General features: G+C 64.3%; 14 protein-coding genes. 5 read left to right on the forward strand and 9 right to left on the reverse strand.

All coding sequences use genetic code 11. From position 1 onward, the window contains the following. The first annotated feature begins 26 nt into the window (after nt 1-26). Nucleotides 27-1,577, forward strand: a complete 1,551-nt coding sequence (locus tag PTE31013_RS21695; protein WP_150614712.1) for a UbiD family decarboxylase — start codon at nt 27-29, stop codon at nt 1,575-1,577. Between the two features lie 644 nt (nt 1,578-2,221). Continuing rightward, complete coding sequence (locus tag PTE31013_RS21700; RefSeq protein WP_174978666.1) at nt 2,222-3,838, forward strand: APC family permease; 1,617 nt, start codon at nt 2,222-2,224, stop codon at nt 3,836-3,838. A 91-nt stretch (nt 3,839-3,929) separates the two neighbouring features. On the opposite strand, the gene PTE31013_RS21705 is transcribed toward PTE31013_RS21700, so the two are convergent. The 8 genes from PTE31013_RS21705 to PTE31013_RS21740 all read right to left on the reverse strand — a co-directional run bounded on the left by PTE31013_RS21705 (nt 3,930) and on the right by PTE31013_RS21740 (nt 10,600). Then, nucleotides 3,930-5,747, reverse strand: coding sequence for a GGDEF domain-containing protein (locus PTE31013_RS21705; RefSeq protein WP_246174811.1), 1,818 nt, complete (start codon nt 5,745-5,747; stop codon nt 3,930-3,932). 486 nt (nt 5,748-6,233) lie between these two features. Then, nucleotides 6,234-7,046 carry a MetQ/NlpA family ABC transporter substrate-binding protein gene (locus PTE31013_RS21710; protein ID WP_150614714.1) on the reverse strand — a complete coding sequence of 271 codons (813 nt, stop codon included), beginning with the start codon at nt 7,044-7,046 and terminating at the stop codon, nt 6,234-6,236. Between the two features lie 58 nt (nt 7,047-7,104). Continuing rightward, complete coding sequence (locus tag PTE31013_RS21715; RefSeq protein WP_150614715.1) at nt 7,105-7,758, reverse strand: methionine ABC transporter permease; 654 nt, start codon at nt 7,756-7,758, stop codon at nt 7,105-7,107. Beyond that, nucleotides 7,748-8,782 carry a methionine ABC transporter ATP-binding protein gene (locus tag PTE31013_RS21720; protein WP_150614772.1) on the reverse strand — a complete coding sequence of 345 codons (1,035 nt, stop codon included), beginning with the start codon at nt 8,780-8,782 and terminating at the stop codon, nt 7,748-7,750. Before PTE31013_RS21720 ends, PTE31013_RS21715 begins: the two co-directional genes overlap by 11 nt. A gap of 158 nt (nt 8,783-8,940) precedes the next feature. Next, complete coding sequence (locus PTE31013_RS21725) at nt 8,941-9,363, reverse strand: response regulator (protein WP_150614716.1); 423 nt, start codon at nt 9,361-9,363, stop codon at nt 8,941-8,943. Between the two features lie 13 nt (nt 9,364-9,376). After that, nucleotides 9,377-10,021 (reverse strand): response regulator, encoded by a 645-nt coding sequence (locus tag PTE31013_RS21730; protein WP_150614717.1) that lies wholly within the window; start codon nt 10,019-10,021, stop codon nt 9,377-9,379. Nucleotides 10,022-10,164: 143 nt separating this feature from the next. After that, nucleotides 10,165-10,326, reverse strand: coding sequence for a DUF1328 family protein (locus tag PTE31013_RS21735; RefSeq protein WP_150614718.1), 162 nt, complete (start codon nt 10,324-10,326; stop codon nt 10,165-10,167). Nucleotides 10,327-10,423: 97 nt separating this feature from the next. Further along, nucleotides 10,424-10,600, reverse strand: coding sequence for a DUF1328 family protein (locus tag PTE31013_RS21740; RefSeq protein WP_150614719.1), 177 nt, complete (start codon nt 10,598-10,600; stop codon nt 10,424-10,426). 269 nt (nt 10,601-10,869) lie between these two features. Here PTE31013_RS21740 and PTE31013_RS21745 point away from each other — a divergent pair, with 269 nt between their 5' ends. From PTE31013_RS21745 to PTE31013_RS21755, 3 genes are all read left to right on the forward strand, one after another. After that, the gene (locus tag PTE31013_RS21745; protein ID WP_174978667.1) at nt 10,870-12,345 is read left to right on the forward strand and encodes a sensor histidine kinase; all 1,476 of its coding nucleotides are present in this window, start codon (nt 10,870-10,872) and stop codon (nt 12,343-12,345) included. Nucleotides 12,346-12,873: 528 nt separating this feature from the next. Next, nucleotides 12,874-13,185 carry a hypothetical protein gene (locus PTE31013_RS21750; protein WP_246174813.1) on the forward strand — a complete coding sequence of 104 codons (312 nt, stop codon included), beginning with the start codon at nt 12,874-12,876 and terminating at the stop codon, nt 13,183-13,185. 269 nt (nt 13,186-13,454) lie between these two features. Next, nucleotides 13,455-14,363: a LysR family transcriptional regulator gene (locus tag PTE31013_RS21755; RefSeq protein WP_150614721.1), complete on the forward strand. Its 909-nt coding sequence runs from the start codon at nt 13,455-13,457 to the stop codon at nt 14,361-14,363. A gap of 204 nt (nt 14,364-14,567) precedes the next feature. Here the strand turns inward: PTE31013_RS21755 and ahpF are convergent, their stop codons facing one another. Beyond that, on the reverse strand, nt 14,568-16,166 hold the full coding sequence (gene ahpF, locus PTE31013_RS21760; protein ID WP_150614722.1) for an alkyl hydroperoxide reductase subunit F: 1,599 nt from the start codon (nt 16,164-16,166) through the stop codon (nt 14,568-14,570). Nucleotides 16,167-16,319: the final 153 nt, after the last annotated feature.

Consider the following 16,319-nt stretch of genomic DNA (forward strand, 5'->3'; position numbering starts at 1 on the left):
AAAAATTTTTGGTAACGGTTTGTTTCATGAAATATCTCGATCTTCGTGACTTCACCGCGCAACTGGAGCGATCCGGCCAGCTTCGTCGCGTAGACGTGCCGGTCTCGCCGGTACTGGAGATGACGGCGCTCGCCGACCGTGTCCTCAAGGCGGCCGGCCCGGCACTATGGTTTTCGCGGCCGACCGGTTACGACATGCCGGTGCTTGCCAATTTGTTTGGCACCCCTGAACGAGTGGCGCTCGGCATGGGCGTCGATAAAGGCGAGAACGCCCTCGGGTCGCTGCGCGACATCGGCCGTCTTCTCTCGACGCTCAAGGAACCCGAACCGCCGCGCGGGCTCAAGGATGCGGGCAAGCTGCTCGGCATGGCCAAGGCGGTCTGGGACATGGCGCCCAAGGAAGTCGGCAGCCCGGTGTGTCAGGAGATCGTCTGGGAAGGCGATGATGTCGACCTCGCGCGCCTGCCGATTCAGACCTGTTGGCCCGGCGACGCCGCCCCGCTCATTACGTGGGGCCTGGTCATTACCAAAGGACCGCATCGCAAACGTCAGAATCTCGGCATCTACCGCCAGCAGGTCATCGGACGCAACCAGGTCATCATGCGCTGGCTCGCCCACCGGGGCGGCGCACTCGACTTCCGCGAGTTCGCTCAGGCAAATCCCGGCAAGCCCTTTCCGATCGCCGTAGCGCTGGGTGCCGATCCGGCGACCATGCTCGGCGCCGTCACCCCGGTGCCCGATACGCTGTCCGAATATCAGTTTGCCGGCCTGCTGCGCGGCAGTCGCACCGAGTTGGCGAAGTGTTTGACGCCAGGATTGGAGTCGCTGCGCGTGCCCGCCCGTGCCGAGATCGTGCTCGAGGGCTTCATTTACCCATCCGAGTCGCCACCGAGCGCGCCCGAAGGCGCCCCGCCGCCACCGTCGCGCGGCGCGACAGCGGGTTACGCCCATGCGCTGGAAGGCCCGTACGGCGACCACACTGGCTACTACAACGAGCAGGAGTGGTTCCCGGTGTTCACGATCGAGCGCATCACCCTGCGCCGCAACGCGGTCTACCACTCCACCTACACCGGCAAACCGCCCGATGAACCGGCCGTGCTCGGCGTCGCGCTCAACGAAGTCTTCGTACCGCTGTTGCAGAAGCAATTCCCCGAGATCACGGATTTCTATTTGCCGCCGGAAGGCTGTAGCTATCGGATGGCCATCGTGCAGATGAAGAAGGCCTATCCGGGCCATGCCAAGCGTGTGATGTTCGGCGTCTGGAGTTTCCTGCGGCAGTTCATGTATACGAAGTTCATCGTCGTGGTGGACGAGGACGTCGATATTCGAGACTGGAAGGAAGTGATCTGGGCCATCACCACGCGTGTCGATCCGACCCGCGACACCACGCTCGTCGACCAGACACCCATCGACTATCTCGATTTCGCCTCGCCCACGGCAGGACTGGGTTCGAAGATGGGGATCGACGCGACGAATAAATGGCCGGGCGAAACGTCGCGCGAATGGGGACGTCCCATCGAAATGACCGCCGACGTCGACGCGCGCATGGCCGCGCTGTATCAGGACCTCGGCCTGTAGTCGCCAGGTCTTACGGCCGAGGCGGTCGGAGGGCCGGCAGGCTCGCTGCCGCCCCCTCGTCGCCGACAGCGTTCGCCCGGGTAACGGCTACCGACGTCGCTCTCGCACCGGACTTCCCATCACGCGGCGCCGGACGCCGCGGGCACGTCGCCGAAGACATCTCATGCCGAGAACCTCGGCATCGACGAATCTCCCCGGGATGAAGTCCGCCTGTCTCGCCCGGGCGGCGAAATTCATCTGACCCTTTAATAATCTGTAATAGGGACTTTCCCCACGCCGAAAACCGCGTCCTGCCTGGCTTACGTCCATATTGCCCCAACGCCGCCGCACCGGATGCCAGTGCAAAATTGCGACAAAGTCCCACGCAGTGGGGCCCGCTCGGGTAGAATCGCGATTTTTTTGCGATCCGCGACTCCGACCCCAATTAGGGTGACACACGCACCCGCGTGCGTTGCGCTGTCGGATCTCCATCGAATTCGCAAAGCCGATCAACAGAAGTTACGTCCGCCAGCGCCGTCCCCCCGCCGTCACGCGCCTGATGACGACGACCGGCCTGCGGGCAGTTTGTCCGCCCTCGCGCAGCGTGCCGCCCCGCCCTCATCGGGACCGGCGCCTGCTCCCCCCGGGCGTGGAGAAGACATCGAATGGATAACAATCAACCCCTCATGCGCAACATCGGGCCGTTCGCCCTGATGTTGACCGGCCTTGGCTCGATCATCGGCTCCGGCTGGTTGTTCGGCGCCTGGAAGGCCGCCAAGATCGCCGGTCCCGCCGCCCTTTTCGCCTGGCTCATCGGCGCCGTCGTCATCCTGGCCATTGCGCTCACTTACGCCGAACTCGGCGCCATGTTTCCCGAGTCGGGCGGCATGGTGCGTTACTCGCGCTATTCGCATGGCAGCCTCGTCGGTTTCATCGCCGCGTGGGCTAACTGGATCGCCATCGTGTCGGTCATTCCGATCGAAGCCGAAGCGTCGATCCAGTACATGAGTACCTGGCCGTACGACTGGGCGCATGCGCTGTTCGTCGACGGTACGCTCAGCACGAGCGGGCTCATGCTCTCCGCACTGCTGGTCATCGGCTACTTCATGCTCAACTACTGGGGTGTGAAACTGTTCGCGCGCGCCAACACGGCCATCACGCTGTTCAAGTTCGCCATCCCCGCGCTGACCATCGCGGGCCTGATGATCGCGGGCTTCCACCCGGGCAACTTCAACCTGGTGGAGCACGGCGGTTTCGCACCGAATGGCATGTCGGCCGTGTTCACCGCGGTCGCCACGTCGGGCATCGTGTTCGCCTTCAACGGTTTCCAGAGCCCGGTGAACCTCGCAGGTGAAGCGCGCGACCCGGGCCGCAGCATCCCGTTCGCAGTGGTCGGCTCGATCCTGCTCGCGACCGTCATCTACCTTCTGCTGCAAGTGGCCTACATCGGCGCGCTCTCGCCCGACCAACTGGCCGGCGGCTGGCACATGGTGAGCTTCAGCTCGCCGTTCGCGGAACTGGCGATCGCGCTCGGCCTGAACTGGCTGGCGATCGTGCTGTACTTCGACGCGTTCCTGAGCCCGAGCGGCACCGGCACCACCTACATGGCCACCACGAGCCGCATGATCTACGCGATGGAGCGCAACCGCACCTTGCCCGCGATCCTCGGCAACGTGCACCCGCTATATGGCGTGCCGCGCCCGGCGATGTGGTTCAACCTGGCGATCTCGTTCGTCTTCATGTTCTTCTTCCGCGGCTGGGATTCTCTGGCCGCCGTGATTTCGGTCGCGACCGTGATCTCGTACCTGACCGGCCCGATCAGCGTGATGGCGCTGCGTCGCTCGGCCCCGGAGCTGCACCGTCCGATGCGCCTGCGCGGCCTGTCCCTGATCGCGCCGTTCGCCTTTGTGTGCGCGTCGCTGATTCTCTACTGGGCCCGCTGGCCGCTCACCGGCCAGATCATCGTGCTGGTGGTCGTGGCGCTGCCCGTCTACTTCTACTACCAGGCGAAGGATCGCTGGCAAGGGTTCGGCCGCGACCTCAAGGCATCGTGGTGGCTGATCGGGTACCTTCCGGCCATGGCCCTGTGTTCGTACATCGGCAGCAAGGAATTTGGCGGTCTTGGCCTGCTGCCGTATGGCTGGGATATGCTGCTCGTGGCCGCCATGTCGCTCGCGTTCTACCATTGGGGCGTGAAGGCTGGCTGGCGTACGCCATACCTGGCCGGTGAGCGCGACGAAGACGTCGCCAGCATGGAAGGCATGCCCGCGCTCTCGCATTAACCGCGACGCACGACCGCCGCGCCAACGCGCAAGTCTGCCAAGCCCGCCAATCCGGCGGGCTTTTTTATTACGTCATGCCCGACAGGCCCACTCACCGATGGGCGCGCCGCCGCTCGATGAACAGGCTATTGCCCAACGCGCGCTTGGCCATCTTCTTCGCATCGGCAGCCGCGGCCGAGACTTCCACATGCGATGGGAAGCTCTCGGGTGTGACCGCCACCACGCCGATCGACAGGCTCGTGATCGGGTGGAAGATGACCATGCCACGGCGATCTTCCGCCTCGAACCCGCCCGCCGCGATCTGATCCGGATGGAAGTATTCGGTCACCGCCTCGCCGAAGCGAGTGAGCGCTTCGCGGCAACGCGCCTCCCAGTCGGGGCTGCGGAACAGCACCAGGAAGTCGTCGCCACCGATGTGTCCAAGGAAGTCACGCTCGGGATTGCGCACCGCCATCAGCACACGCGCGACCAACTGGATCAGGTCGTCGCCGCGCCGATAGCCGAACACGTCGTTGAACGGCTTGAAGTTATCGAGATCGACATAACAGGCGTGGAACGACTGCCGCTCGCCGATCATGCGATCCATGTAGTCGTCGATGGGCACGTTGCCCGGCAGCAGCGTGAGCGGGTTGGCGTACCGCGCCGCGTCGAGTTGCATGTCGGTGATGTAACGCATGAGGGCATGCCCCTGCGCCACGCCCAGATAGCGCCCCTGGTCGGTGACGATCAAACCGCCCGCAATTTGCCGGCTGGCGCCTTCGGCAATCATGCGGCTCAGATCCTCCATGCGCGCGCGCTTGTCGAACGTGAGCGGGCGTGGCTCCATCACGGCCGAGCACGGCTTGCGTCCGTAGAGTTCGCGCGTGAAGGGCCTGGCGAACCGGCCGATCAGCGATGCCCGGCCGATCAAGCCCACCGCACGCTCATGCTCGACCACCGGCAGCACATCGAGCGACGCATCGTTCTCGAAACGCGCCACGACATCTTCGCTGCGGGTCTCCGGCGAGACGGGCAGCACGTACGACGCGATCCGCTCCAGCGTCACATTGCCTGCGCCCAGTTGACTCGGTTGCCGATGCACATACGCGCGGCGCTCGTTGACGACCGCCTGCACTTGCGCGGTGATCGCCCGTTGCGGCTTCGCTTCCGGGCGCGCGATGAAATACCCCTGCCCCAGAAAGATGCCGAGATCGCGCACCACCTGCAGCGCCTCGGCCTGTTCGATGCCTTCGGCGATGACGCGCGTGCCGCTCGTCTCCGCGATCTGGTGCATCGAGCGCACGAACTGGAGTTTGACGGTGTCAGTGTCGATGCCGTCGACGAAGTGCCGGTCGATCTTGACGTAATCGGGCCGCAGCTCGGACCACAGACGTAGGCTGGCGTAGCCTTCGCCCATGTCGTCGAGCGCGACTTCGAACCCCAGCTCGCGATACGCCGTGAGCGAGGCGCGCGTGCTCGCCAGATCCAGCGTGGGGGCATGCTCCGTGAGTTCGAGCACCACGCGCTCGGGCGCGAGGCGCAACGACTGGAGCATTGCAAACGTTTCGTCGAGCCCGAGCGATTCGCTCACCCCGCCGCCGGGGTGGGCTCGGGTGATTGGGCCGATGTTGAGGAAAAGGCGTTCCGGCAGATCCTGTTCGACGAAGCCGCGCAGCACCGTGCGACGGCACGCCAGTTCGAGCGGCGCGAGCACGCCATGACGGCGGGCGGCGGCGAACAATGCGAGCGGCGAATGAATCGGTGTGCCGGCGGGCCCGCGCACCAGCCCCTCGTAACCGGCGACGCCTGACGTACGAAAGTCGAGAATCGGCTGAAACACGCAGGTCAGACCAATGCCTTCGCACAGCTCGGCAAGCAGCGCCGCCTCGTCGGGTTCCGCGCATGGGGCTGACACCACGGCGGGTGACATTATCGCAACGTCCGATGTTGCCGGCACGGCGAACCGCTCCGGCGGGCGTATCGCAACAGGCGGGAGAAGGGTCAACGGAAACTCCGTAAGTCGGGGCGGTGCGCGGCCATCATGCACGCCGCATTGCGTTGTGCGGGCATGTGCCGGACGTGTTGATGCGCACCGAAGGCAAGCGACGCGCCGATGACGTGTTTCACCCGATCCCCGTGCTTCGCGTCCGGCAGTGGCTCTGTGGCTCATATCCGCGTCTGGTGAAGTTGCCCGCAGGCATCCTCTTGTACTTGCCGCTCAGGCTATCGCTGCGATTTGACAGAACCGTGACAGTGTCGGAATTGCCACACACGCCGGCAGGACGAAAAGCCGGGACGAAAAAAAACGGCAACGCCGCATAGCGTTGCCGTGGCTTCGGGATGGCGCCGCTGACTGGCGCGCCCTCCCGGACCGACCGGGCGGTAGTGAACGGGTTACCAAACGGTAACGATCGGCTTACCAGGCGGTAACGACCGAGCCGCCGAACTTCTTCTCGATAAAGGCCTTCACTTCCGGCGAATGGTAAGCCTTGATCAGCTTGGCCACCCAGGGCTTGTTCTTGTCGGCCGTGCGAACGACCAGCACGTTGGCGTACGGGCCGCTGGCGTCTTCGATGGCGATCGAGTCACGCTTCGGGTTCAGACCGGCTTCCATCGCGAAGTTGGTGTTGATCACGGCCACGGCGACATCGTCGAGCGAGCGCGGCAGTTGCGCGGCGTCCAGCTCCACGAACTTGAGCTTCTTCGGGTTGCCGATCACGTCGATCGGCGTCGCCTTCAGACCCGCATCGGCACGCAGCTTGATCAGCCCCTGCTTTTGCAGCAACAGCAGCGCACGCCCGCCGTTGGTCGGGTCGTTCGGCAGCGACACCTTGTCGCCCGACTTCAGATCGGCCAGCGACTTGATCTTCTTCGAATAGATGCCCATCGGGAAAATCACGGTCTTGGCGACGGACTCGAGCTTGTAGCCACGATCCTTCACCTGGGCGTCGAGGTACGGCTGGTGCTGGTAGCTGTTCGCATCCAGGTCGCCCGACGACAGCGCGGCGTTCGGCTGCACGTAGTCACTGAACTCGATGACCTTGATGTTCAGGCCGTCCTTGGCCGCAACCTTCTTCACTTCGTCGAAGATCTGCGCGTGCGGCCCCCCCGTGACACCGACCTTCAGGTTGACGACATCGGCGGCAGCCGCGGGCGCGGCGAACTGCGTGGCGAAAACGGTCGCGGCGCCGACCCCGGCCAACAGCTTGAAAAGCGTACGACGTTGCATATAAAACCTCGCGTGTGAGTAATGTGCCGGTTCACCGGCAACGTTGTTGTGTGAGACGTTACTTATGGCTCAGGCGACGCACCAGCCAGTCGCCGAACGTCTGCACCAATTGCACGAAGACGATCAGGATCAGCACAACGGTAATCATCACCTCGGGAAGGAAGCGCTGATAGCCGTAGCGGATGCCCAGGTCGCCCAGCCCGCCCCCGCCGATGGCACCGGCCATCGCCGAATAACCGACCAGACTGACGAACGTGATCGTCAGGCCAGCCACGATGCCGGGCAGCGCCTCGGGCAGCAACACCTTGGTAACGATCTGGCCGGTCGTCGCTCCCATCGACTGCGCCGCTTCGATCAGGCCACGGTCGACCTCGCGCAATGCCGTCTCCACCAGGCGCGCCACGAACGGCGCCGCCGCGATGGTGAGCGGCACCACGGCCGCCATCGTGCCGATGGACGAACCGACGATCAGGCGGGTGAACGGGATCACCGCGACGAGCAGGATGATGAACGGCGTCGAGCGCACCGCGTTGACGATGATGCCGACAACACGATTGGTTGGAAGGTTCTGCAACACTCCGTTGCGGTCGGTCAGATAGAGCAGCACGCCGAGCGGCACGCCGACCACGGCGCCGATCAGGCCGGAAATTCCGACCATGATGAGCGTCTCCCAGAAAGAGGAGACGAAGAGATCGAACATTTCACTCCACATGGCTCAGCTCCTCAACGACAACGCCTTGACTGGCGAGGAACGCCATGGCGTCTGCCACGCGGGCCGGGGTGCCGCCCGCCAGCACGGCGAGCGATCCGAAAGCCTGCCCCTGGATCTCGTCGATCTGGCCGTGCAGGATATTGAAATCGAGTTCGTAGCGGCGAATCGCCTCGGAGAGCAGCGGCTGATCCACGCCCGCGCCGGAGAACGCCAGGCGATACAGGTGATCGTGGCCGTTGCCGATGCGCGACGCGACACGCTCGCGTACGCCCTCCGGCAATTCTTGCGAGATCACGTCGCCAATGAGCGCACGCGTGACTTCGTGGCGCGGGCGCAGGAACACGTCGATAACGCGGCCCTGCTCGACCACACGGCCGGCGTCGAGCACCGCGACGCGGTCGCACACCTGCTTGATGACTTCCATCTGGTGCGTGATCAGCACGATGGTCAGGCCCAGTTCGCGATTGATGCGCTTGAGCAGTTCGAGAATCGAGCGCGTCGTCTCGGGATCGAGGGCCGACGTCGCTTCGTCCGAGAGCAGCACCTGCGGCTCGCTCGCCAGCGCCCGGGCAATGCCCACACGCTGCTTCTGGCCACCGGAAATCTGCGACGGATAACGATCCTTTTGTGCCGTCAAGCCAACGAGTTCGAGCAGCGGAAGTACCTTCGCCCGAATCTCCGCCGCCGACAGGCCCGCCAGTTCCAGCGGCAGCGCCACGTTCGCGTAGACCGTGCGGGAGCTGAGCAGGTTGAAGTGCTGGAAGATCATGCCGATGCGGCGGCGCGCCTGGCGCAGCGCGTCGGACGACAGCGACGTCAGGTCCTGGCCTTCGACGCGCACCGTGCCGTCGCTTGGACGATTGAGCAGGTTGATGACACGCACGAGCGTGCTCTTGCCGGCGCCGCTTCGGCCAATGATGCCGAAGACTTCGCCGCGCTCGATCGACAGGCTGATGTTGGAAAGCGCGTCGATCGGCCCCTTGGGCCCAGCAAAGCGCTGGGTAATGTTCTGGAGTTCGATCATGCAAAAAAATAGCAGCCCCACTGCCAAAACTGCTCGCAGTGCCGCCGCCTGGACTCGATATTCAGTGCAAAGACAACATTCTAGCCCATGCACCTAAATAGTTGAAAATAATAAAACTCGATCTCCTTATATTGGAATTCAACTGAACCCGGACACGGTCAGGCTTGCCTGCGCGACGCAAAGTCGTCGAGCACTTCGATCACGCGGTCGAATTCGAGCGATTTGTCGAAGAAGTACTGCACGCCCAGTTGCTGGCAACGTTTGCGATATGTGGCCAATGCGTAGTTCGTCAGCACGATGGCCATGAGTTGCGGCAGCAGCCCCGCGTCGTGCAGGTAGGAGAGCACATCCATGCCCGAGCCGCGCCGCAGTTGAAGATCGACGATCACCGCGTCGAACGACGCTTCCTGGAGCGTACGAACCGCGTCGTCGGCCGTCTCCGCCACGCCTGCCACCTGGAGCATCCCGGTCGAACCGAGCGCTTCGGACAGGCTTTCGCGAATGACCGCCGAGTCTTCGATCAAGAGCACCTTGAGGGGCAAACGGGACCCCGTAAGCGTTGCCGCGTTCCCGGTTGACATGACAGCCTCTCTCTCAACTGATCAAGCCGTTCTTGAGCGCATAGAGCGTCAGGTCGGCGTTGGTTTTCAAATGCATCTTTTCCAGCACGCGCGCGCGGTACGTGCTGACGGTCTTCACCGACAGATGCAACTCCTCGGCAATCTCGGTGGGGGTGCGTCCCTGCGCGAGCTTGCAGAACACCTGGAACTCACGCTCCGAGAGCTGTTCGTGGATCGGCTCGTCGCCGGGCTGGTCCAGCTTTTGCGCCAACAGATCGGCCGTGCCCTCGCTGACGTAGCGGTGGCCGCGCGCCACCGTGCGAATGGCCCGGATGATTTCGTCCGGTGCCGCATCCTTCATCAGGTAGCCGTTCGCGCCCGCGCGCAGCAGGTTGACCGCGTACTGCGCTTCAGGGTACGTCGACAGGAACAGCACACGCTGCGCCGGGCGCAATTGCTTGATCACGCGCAACGTGTCGATGCCGTTCTTGTCGGGCATGGCGATATCCAGCAGCACGACGTCGAACGCCGTTTCGCGCACGGCACGAATCACTTCGTCACCGCTCGCCGCTTCACCCAGCACTTCCATGTCCGATTCATCGGCGATGAACTGCTTGAAGCCGGTACGCACAATCGCGTGGTCGTCGGCGATCAGAATCTTTATTGTTGTCGGTGACATCAACGCTCCAGAGGTGCTCGGTCGCCCAAATGATGAATCATCCCGCGATAACGCTCAATCGCGATGCGCATGATCCTGCGCCTGCACAGTCAATGCACGCGGGCTGCCCGCCGCGCGTCCCGCGCCGCCCGGGACGCGCGCGTCTATCGTCGGAACACCCCGAAGAGCAATGTGAACAGAAAAATCACGAGGAAGATGAAGAACAGGATCTTCGCGATCTCTGCCGCACCGGCAGCGATTCCGGTAAAGCCGAACACTGCTGCGATCAACGCGATCACGAAAAAGACGACAGCATAGTGAAGCATCGCAACCTCCTGGAATGGGAGCGGTCCGTGCGCGTCATGACGACGCGTCACGACGTCGCTGCCGCGTATGGCCGAGCCCCGCGCGGCAGCGCACCGTCTAGTCGACGATCTTCTTGGCGATAGTCAGTCCAAGCAGCAAGAAGATCACGAACAGCACCAGGAACAGCACGAACAGAATCTTCGCGATTCCGGCAGCTCCCGCCGCGATCCCCGTAAAGCCCAACAGTCCCGCCACGATCGAGATCAGTGCGAACATCAAAGCCCACTTCAACATAGCGCTCTCCTCGGTCAATCCATCGTTTCCCGGAGACGACTTCAGCATCCGGTGGCGCGCCGCCCGTTTGCAAAGCGCGACACAAACCCTCGGGCGATGAGTGAATGGTAGGAAAAACGCACGAACCGGACTGCCCGGACGCCGCTGGTTTTTGCGTAGGAATTGGCTGACAATTCGCGAAATGACGCGCTTTTCGACTTATGATCGAAGCGCATCTGATCATCGGCATTGGTTGCACGCCACCCGTCAAAACCACGCCACAGGCCCCCATGTCCCGATTGCTCACGTCCTGGTTGCGTCGCCGAAGCTGGATCATCGCGATGATCGCGGCGATCATCATCACGGTCGGCAGCCTGGTCGGGCTGGAGTCTGCGCACCGCCGTCTCGCGTCGACCTACGAGGCGGCCCTGCAAGCGATGAACGCGGCCAACGAACTCAACGAAATCATGGCGCGCACCTCGGCCGTGGTATCGAGCCAGCGCGGCTATCTGCTCACGAACGATCCGATTTATCTCGATCCCTACCTGTCGGCTGTACGGCGCATTCGCGATCTTGCCACCCGGGTCGTCCAGCATTACGAAGCCACGGGCGACGCGCAGGCCACGAAAGATTTCGCCAACGTGATGACGCTGTTTTCGCAGCGCATCGCCGCCATGGAAACGGCGCGCGCGGCGCTCGGGCGCGGACAGATGAGCCTCGAAGAGGCGCTTTCGCCGGCCCATCTCGGCATCGGCGCGATGGAGCCGGTTCAGGACGGCATCACCGATCTGTACAACCGCGAGCGGGTACGCGCGCGCACCGCCCAGGACAACGGACGCTTCGACCAGGCGATCTCGGCCGTGAGCGCCGGCGCGCTCTCGGTGCTCACCATCCTGTTGTTCGTGCTGCTGTTTCGCACGCTCGGCCGGCAGATGCGGCAGGAGCAACTCGCGCGCGACCAACTGCACGAACAACAGGCGCATCTGGATCGGGTGGTGCGCGAGCGCACCGAACAGCTCGATGAGTTGGCTACCCACTTGCAAAACGTCAGTGAAGACGAGAAGACCCGCCTGTCGCGCGAGCTGCACGACGAACTCGGCGCGATTCTCACCGCCTGCAAGATGGACGTGACCTGGGCGCATCACAAGCTGCGCAACATCGATCCGGCGATCGCCGAGAAACTCGCTCGCGCACAACGCAATCTCGACTCTGGTATCCAGACGAAGCGCCGCATCATCGAAAACCTGCGTCCGACGGTGTTGATCAACTTCGGTCTCGTGACGGCATTGCGCTCGCTCGCCGAGGAAACCGCCGATCAACAGCACTGGCAACTCGATCTCGACTTGCCGGAAGAGGACTTCGCGCTGCCTGAGTCGACAGCCATCGTGCTGTTCCGCGTTGCGCAGGAAGCGCTTACGAACGCGGGCAAGTACGCGCGTGCCACGGCGGTGCGGGTGGCGCTGGCGTGCGACGATCAGCGCGTGCGTCTCGAAGTCATCGACAACGGCATCGGGCTCACACCGGATCAGTTCAACAAACCCAAGACGCACGGCCTGTTCGGCATGCGTCAACGGGTCTCGGCCAAGGGCGGACGTATCGACATTCACTCGCTGCCGCTTCGCCTCGGCACCGAAATTCAGGTGGTGCTGCCGCTGTGCAATCCGGCGGACGCCCCCAATATCGCGACGGAAGTCACCGAAAGCACCGCCACGCAAACGCCCGCCGCCGAACGTCCCGGCGACAGCGCCGCCGATCGTGCAAAGTAACGCAGGGATGTTCCCAAAATGCGCCTCGCGGCCGCTGTGAGTCGCCCCCAAAAAACATGCCGCCAGGGACGAATCGGTCAGGCGGGGAGGAGACGGCCTCGCGCGGATGGGTGCGACGCCGAGGGCAAGCGGATGCGGCAAGCGCGGCATCCGCTTGCTGTTTTCGCGCCACAAGCGGCGCGCGTGCATGTAAATGAATGTAACAAGCGCCGCCCGATCCGGCGTGCCCCGGTGCGAACCCGGTGCCGAATGGCGCTCACCGAAACGAGCGCAAATCGTTGATTCTGAATAAAATAACAACGTGATCTACACGTTTGGCGGCCGCTTTTCTACGCCCGGACGTTCCCTATGCCGTGTCAATGCGCATACTTTGCAACAATTGCGCCACGTCTGCGTTTCGGAACTTCAGTAAAGTTAAGCCAAGGAATCTGACAAACCATGGTGCCCGCAGGCACCCGGCGCGTCGGTCGGCATGGTGCCGTCCGGGCGCTGTCAACAGTACGCTGCCAAGTCCGCAGGAGAAACGTCATGAAAACCAAGTTTGCCGCCCTTGCCATCGCGGGGATCGCGCTCGCCGCGGGCGCCGTCGGGACAGCGCAGGCGCACGTCTCGGTCGGTATCGGCATCGGCCTGCCGCTGGTCATCCCCGCCCCGGTCTACGCCCCGGCCCCCGTGTACGTCGCCCCTCCGCCGCCGGTCTACTATGCACCGCCGCCCGTCTATGTCGCGCCTGCGCCGGTCTATTACGGCCCGCCGCCGGTGTACTACGGCCGTCCGTACTACGGCCGCCCATACTACGGCGGGTACGGTCACTGGCACCGTGACCGCTGGCATCGCTAAAGCGCGACATCCGGGCGCAATCCGGCCGCGGCGACAACGCGCCACCGACTGTGAAGTCGGTGGCGCGTTGGTTTTTGACGGCGCCGCAGACGGCGGTGCACTCGTTGAGCGCGAGCCGCGGCGCCTGGATGGTCGGCAGCGTCTCGTCGGTCAAGCGGATGAACCGGCCATCCCCTGAACATCCGCAACAACATCGTCGCGCCGGCGTCCAACCATCCGAATAATGGCTATGATGACAATCAATCATCACCCCATCCGATGGATTCGATATGACGCCGGACCAATTGCTGACCTTCGCGACCGTGGCCGAACTGGGCAACATCAGCCATGCGGCGCAGGCGCTGCACCTCTCGCAGCCGGCGGTCTCCGGACAACTGCGGCTGTTGCAGGAGTCATTCGGCGAGCCGTTGTACCGACGCGATGGACGCGGCATCCGGCTGACTGCCGTTGGGGAGCAGGTCGCCGCATACGCCAACAAGCTGCGACAGGACTACCGCCAGGCCATCGCCCTGCGCGACGACCTGCGCGGCATGGAAACCGGCGCGTTGCGCATCGGGGCGAGCACGACGCCGGCAAGCTACCTGTTGCCCTACGCGATCGCGGAATTCCATCAACGCTATCCGGCCGTCGCGCTGCACATCATTGACGGCAACACCAGTGAAATCGTGGCGCAGCTCGACCGGCTGGACGTGGCGTTCATCGAGGGTGCGGTGCCGCCCGGCCTGTCGCCGGAGATCGCGGTGCGTCCATGGCGCGATGACGAAGTCGTTGCCATTGCGCGCGCCGATCACCCACTGGCGCAGCAGTCGCAAGGCGCCTCGTTGCAGGCCATCGCCGAGTATCCACTGATCCTGCGCGAACCGGGCTCGGGGGTGCGGGCGCTGGTGGCGCGCGCCTTCTCGGTGGCCGGGCTTGCGCCACGCGTGGCGCTGGAGTTGGCCGGGGTGGAAAGTATCAAGGAAGCCGTGCGTGCAGGCATGGGCGTGGGCTTCGTATCCGCGATGTCGATGCGTCACGAGGACGCAGCGCTCGCCTCGGTTCGCATCGATCCCCCGCATGGCCTCAAGCGACTGCTGACGGCACTCGTGCCGCATGCCGATGCGCTGTCGCGTCCGACCGAGCGCTTTCTCGCCCAATGCTTCGCCTCGGCGGCCAACGACCCGGCAACGGTGCGGTAATCGCTCGCCGGACGTTTGCGTCTCGGCGCTTGTGCGCCGGCGTCGCGAGCCGCGTGCCGCGTGCCGCTCAGAACGGCAAGCTCAAGCGCACAACGCCCGATCAGACGAACGCTGGGCCCGGATGCAACCAAGCCCTCACGCGCGTCACGCGTGAGGGCTTGGTTATCTTGCCCAGGCGGCACACGACCGCGCCGCCGGTCGATGTCAGGCGGCGGCCATCTCCGGCGTGGCCACCTCGTCCTCCACCGAGCTGAGCATGAGGTGTTCAAAGGCGCCCAGCGAGGCCTTCGCGCCTTCGCCCACGGCGATCACGATCTGCTTGAACGGCACCGTCGTGACATCGCCTGCGGCGAACACCCCCGGCACCGAGGTTGCGCCCTTGGCATCGACCTCGATCTCGCCATGACGCGAGAGCGACACGCTCCCCTTGAGCCATTCGGTGTTCGGCACGAGGCCGATCTGCACGAACACGCCTTCGAGCGCGATCGTGGACGTCTCGCCCGACGCGCGGTCCCGATAGACGAGACCGTTGACCTGTTGCGCGTCGCCTCGGATCTCGGTCGTCTGTGTGTTCAACCGCACGCGCACGTTCGGCAGGCTGCGCAGCTTGCGCTGAAGCACGTCGTCCGCGCGCAGTTGGGTGCCGTATTCGATCAGCGTGACTTCCTTGACGATGCCCGCCAGATCGATGGCCGCTTCCACGCCCGAGTTGCCGCCGCCGACGACCGCCACGCGCTTGCCCTTGAAGAGCGGGCCGTCGCAGTGGGGGCAATAGGCCACGCCGCGGTTTCGGTACTCACGCTCGCCTGGCACACCGATCTCGCGCCAGCGCGCACCGGTGGCGAGCACCACCGAGCGCGCTTTGAGTACCGCGCCGCTGGCCAGATGCACTTCGTGAATCTGGCCGGGAACCAGCGCTTGCGCGCGTTGCGTGTCGATCACGTCGACATCATAGGTCGTCACATGCTGTTCAAGTGCCGTGGCGAACTTCGGCCCTTCGGTGTGCGTCACCGAGACGAAGTTCTCGATCGCCATCGTGTCGAGCACCTGACCACCGAAGCGCTCGGCGACCACGCCCGTCGCAATCCCCTTGCGAGCGGCGTAGATGGCCGCGGCTGCGCCTGCGGGGCCGCCGCCCACGATCAGCATGTCGTAGACCGGCTTGTTCTCGAGCGCTTTCGCGGCGCGCGCGCTCGCGCCGGTGTCGAGTTTCGCGAGCAATTCCTTCACGCTGGTGCGGCCTTGCGTGAACGATTCGCCGTTGAGGAACACAGTGGGGACCGCCATCACCCGACGTGCTTCGACTTCGCCCTGGAACAGCGCACCGTCGATGGTGACCTGCTCGATGCGCGGATTGATCAACGCCATGACATTCAGCGCCTGCACGACTTCCGGGCAGTTCTGGCACGACAGCGAGATGTACGTCTCGAAGCGAAAATCGCCGTCGAGCGCACGAATCTGCGCAATGGTGTCGTCGTCGAGCTTGATCGGATGACCGCCCACTTGCAGCAGCGCGAGTACCAGCGACGTGAACTCATGCCCCATCGGCAGCCCCGCGAAACGGATGCGCGGCGCCTCACCCGGCGTGCCGATGGCGAACGACGGACGACGCTCGCCGGCACGGCCTGCGTCGTCGCTGGGCGTCACGACAGCGATCTGCGGCGAGAGCGGGGCGATCTCGTCGACCAGCGCCTTCATCTCGGCCGACTGGGGGCTGTCATCGAGCCACACGGCGATCTCGATCGGGCGCGTGACTTTCTGGAGGTACGTTTGCAACTGGGCTTTGAGGGTCGCGTCCAACATGGCGGTTCTCCGTCTCGATAGGGTGTGATGGGGTGAGCGAGGCCCACCGCGCCGGCCGGAGGCGGGCGCAGGTCAGCGTCGGGATTCGGGGTTCAGGGACCGGGGCACCCGGGTCAGGGGACCGGCGCACCGGTGAGGCGCCGCCCGGGTGAC

Source organism: Pandoraea terrigena (assembly GCF_902459705.1).
GTDB lineage: Bacteria > Pseudomonadota > Gammaproteobacteria > Burkholderiales > Burkholderiaceae > Pandoraea > Pandoraea terrigena.